Here is a 4,058-nt window from a genome sequence, read left to right as displayed (position 1 = left end):
AACCCTCACCAATATTGGTAAAGTCTATGATGACTTAGGAGAGAAACAGCAGGCATTAGACTACTACCAGCAGGCTTTGCCCTTACTACGGGCGGTGGGCGATCGCAAAGGGGAAGCAGTAACCCTCACCAATATTGGTAAAGTCTATGATGACTTAGGAGAGAAACAGCAGGCATTAGACTACTACCAGCAGGCTTTACCCTTATCCCGGGCGGTGGGCGATCGCAAAAGGGAAGCAGGAATCCTCGACAAGATTGGTGGTGTCTATGATGACTTAGGAGAGAAACAGCAGGCATTAGACTACTACCAGCAGGCTTTACCCTTATCAAAGGCAGTGGGCGATCGCACACAGGAAGCAAGAACCCTCACCAATATTGGTATTGTCTATTCTGACTTAGGAGAAAAACAGCAGGCATTAGACTACTACCAGCAGGCTTTACCCTTATCACGGGCGGTGGGCGATCGCACACAGGAAGCAGGAATCCTCCACAATATTGGTAAAGTCTATCATGACTTAGGAGAAAAACAGCAGGCATTAGACTACTACCAGCAAGCTTTACCCTTACTACGGGCGGTGGGCGATCGCAAAAGGGAAGCAGGAACCCTCAACAATATTGGTGGTGTCTATTCTGACTTAGGAGAGAAACAGCAGGCATTAGACTACTACCAGCAGGCTTTACCCTTACGCCGGAAGGTGGGCGATCGCAAAGGGGAAGCAGTAACCCTCAACAATATTGGTCTTGTCTATGATGACTTGGGAAATAAACAGGATGACTTGGGAAAGAAACAGCAGGCATTAGACTACTACCAGCAGGCTTTAACCTTATCCAAGGCGGTACGTGATCGCAGACAAGAAGCAGTAACCCTCCACAATATTGGTGTTGTGGAGGGTTACTTAGGAGAGAAACAACAGGCATTAGACTACTACCAGCAGGCTTTAACCTTATCCCGGGCGGTGGGCAATCGCACACAGGAAGCAGTAACCCTGAGCGATATCGCTTATGTGGAAATAAGTCGAGGCAACCTGCAAGGAGCATTAACTCCTATGGAAAACTCTATTAGGATTATCGAAGATTTACGAACCAAAGCATCCGTCAGTCCTGAACTCCGTCAAAGTTACTTCTCTACCCAACAAGATTATTATCAAATCTACATTGATTTATTGATGGCACTCCATCAACAAAACCCCTCCCAGGGCTACGATCAACAAGCCTTTAACATTAGTGAACGTTCCCGGGCTCGAACCTTATTAGAATTACTCACGGAAGCCAATGCCAATATTAAAGAAGGCGTAGACCCCCAATTATTAGCGGAAGAAAAACGCTTACAAGGTAAACTTGATGCGATTGAAAAACAACGCCTAGACATCTATAACAATCCTAATAGCACTTCTGAACAAAAAATAGGTATCGTTCAACAACACCAAACTCTCTTAAAAGAGTATCAAGACTTCCAAACTGACCTCCGCAAAAAAAGCCCAAAATATACCGATTTAAAATATCCCCAACCCATAACCTTAGAACAAGTTCAACAGCAAATTTTAGATCAGGATACGGTTTTATTTCAGTATTCTCTAGGGCAAGAAAGAAGTTATCTCTGGGTCGTTACCAAACAGGAAATGACCAGTTATGAACTTGCCTCCCAGAAAGACATAGAAAAGTGTGCAAAAAACCTACTGCGGGCTATCAAGCAAGGGAATCCAAAGATTTTGGCTAAAGCAGTTCCTTTACTCAGTAAAGTTATTCTTGATCCTGTTAAGGATAAATTAACAAAAAAGCGCATTTTAGTTGTGGCTGATGGGGTATTACAATACATTCCCTTTGCTGCCCTTTCCCCCTCGGAAAATCAACAACCCCTAATTACGAACTACGACATTATCAACTTACCCTCTAGTTCTAGTTTAGCCACGATTCGCCATCAAACTAAAGCCAGAACATCTGCCCTAAAAGCTTTAGCGGTCTTAGCGGATCCTGTATTTAGTGCCGATGACAAACGGGTAAACAATGGCAAAACTACTGTTTCTCAACCACAACCGTCGGATTTGCGATCACTTGCCCTTAAGCGTTCAGTGAAAAACCTAAGAGATGGTAAATTTGAGTCCCTACCTGGCACCCGCCAAGAAGCTGAAGCTATCCTAAAGCTTGTCCCAGAAGACACTCAAAAAACCTCGGCTTTCGACTTCGATGCTAATCTTACTGCTGCCACTAACCCTGAACTGAGCCAATATCGCATCGTCCATCTGGCTACCCATGGCATCCTCAATACTGAGTCCCCAGAATTATCAGGAATTGTACTATCCTTGGTGGATGAAACGGGAAATTTCACCAATGGTTTCCTGCGCCTCCATGAAATTTTCAACCTCAAGCTTCCGGCAGAGATAGTGGTGTTAAGTGCTTGCCAAACGGGAGTGGCTAAGGACATCAAGGGAGAAGGGCTAGTAGGACTAACCCGAGGATTTATGTATGCGGGTTCCCCTCGGGTATTAGTCAGTTTATGGAAAGTTGATGATGAAGCCACAGCAGAAATTATGACTCGATTCTATCGGTTGATGTTAAAGAAGAAATTATCACCAGCAGAGGCATTGAGAAAGGCACAGTTAGAGATGCAAGAGCACACTAAGTGGAGCTCTCCTTATTATTGGGCTGCTTTTGTTCTTCAGGGAGAGTGGAATTAGGGGGTAGTTGGCAAGTCAGAAGTTAGAAGTCAGAAGTAAGCTTAGACTTACGTTTCAGAGTTTAGGAATGTTCTCACCTTAATCCACGCCGAAGAGTTTACCCTATGTTCCCACTGAAGCGGAGATTCGACGCTATTATGAAGCGGTTTGGAAAGCACGGAATATACAGGATATGGTGATTATCAAGTTAGAGGATGTGGATTTTGAACGATGTCAAATACGGATTAATCCTGGCAAGGGAGGTAAAGATAGAATTGTTCCATGTCTAGTTTCTTTTAAAGAGGTGTTGGCGATGCATGTTGACCGAATGGTTCAACAAAAAGCGACCTACTTGTTTGAGTCGTCTTGGAAGCGTAAGTATAGTGACCGGGGCATTAGGAAGATTTTAGCAAAGTATGCCGAGGAGGCGGGACTCAGTAAGTCCATTTCACCCCATTAGTGATTGAAGTTCCCCCAAAGTTTGAACTACTCGAAACCTCAATCCCAAGCTCTGTGGCGTTCCTAGGCTTGCCGATACTTATTGCTACTGGGTACAGTCTTCTTGAGAATGCTCACAACGTTGAACTGAACGGAGTTTAAGCGATTTGGTTCTCAAATAAAAATGCGACCAGTGCCTATAGTTGGATTATATTCCAATTGCAGAGATACTTCAAGAACCAACATGGGTACACAATTTTTCGGCTCAATCACTATATCCCTTATGGGGAGAGCCTTTAACTAGTATAGTAGTACAAATGAACGGGGGAACTTCAGTCAGTGATGCCCTAATCCAACCCTATTCAGGGCATTCTTTTCTACAGTCATTGGAAGTGTAGTCAAGACTGAGTATAGGGTTCGCTCAAGCGTCTTTATAATCTTGTGATGGTGAAGTGCCTTGTTGGGGGATTATCGGTATTTCAGTTCGCCTATCTAAGCAACAATTTTTCGCAATAGTTTTTGGGATGCAGTTGCCTGTGATGGTAAGTAGTTTCCTGGTCGGAATTCAGATAGCGGAACAGGTTTTTTAACTTGGCATTTTGATGGTTAGTTTTACACACTTTGACCCTATGTGATTAACCAGATATATTCTCCTCGCGATCGCACTTATTTGAGTTGATCAAATTCCTTCTCACTAATCCCTAACTGCTTGAGTATTTCTCGAAATAACCAACCTCCAATCTCAGCATTACCATGAACAGGAATAGTGGTTGACCGTCCATCCGGATGCTTCCAACGGGCATGACTTCCTTTTTGACGAACTTTCTGAAAGCCTAATTGTTTAGCCACTTTTTCTAAGGTTTTAGCTTTAGCTGGCATGAAAAACAGTTACCTCGACATCATCAGGTAAATTTTTGCCTTCTTCGAGGTATTCTTCTTGAATCATCTCAAAAACAGGATTTAATTC

General features: G+C 43.6%; 2 protein-coding genes and 1 pseudogene. 2 read left to right on the top strand and 1 reads right to left on the bottom strand.

What is annotated here, in order from left to right; all coding sequences use genetic code 11:
- On the top strand, positions 1-2,674 hold a 2,674-nt coding region (locus tag AC4II3_RS31725), incomplete at its 5' end, for a CHAT domain-containing tetratricopeptide repeat protein (RefSeq protein ID WP_490723020.1).
- 91 nt (positions 2,675-2,765) lie between these two features.
- A pseudogene (locus tag AC4II3_RS31720) lies at positions 2,766-3,110 on the top strand (tyrosine-type recombinase/integrase); the annotation flags it as partial.
- A 647-nt stretch (positions 3,111-3,757) separates the two neighbouring features.
- On the opposite strand, the gene AC4II3_RS31715 reads toward AC4II3_RS31720, so the two are convergent.
- Positions 3,758-3,970, bottom strand: coding sequence for a type II toxin-antitoxin system HicA family toxin (locus AC4II3_RS31715; protein ID WP_293082951.1), 213 nt, complete (start codon positions 3,968-3,970; stop codon positions 3,758-3,760).
- Between the last annotated feature and the right edge of the window lie 88 nt (positions 3,971-4,058).

The sequence above is a fragment of the Moorena sp. genome, from assembly GCF_982860115.1.
The sequence above is the reverse complement of the archived record's forward strand: the minus strand, read 5'-3'. Positions and strand labels throughout refer to the sequence as shown.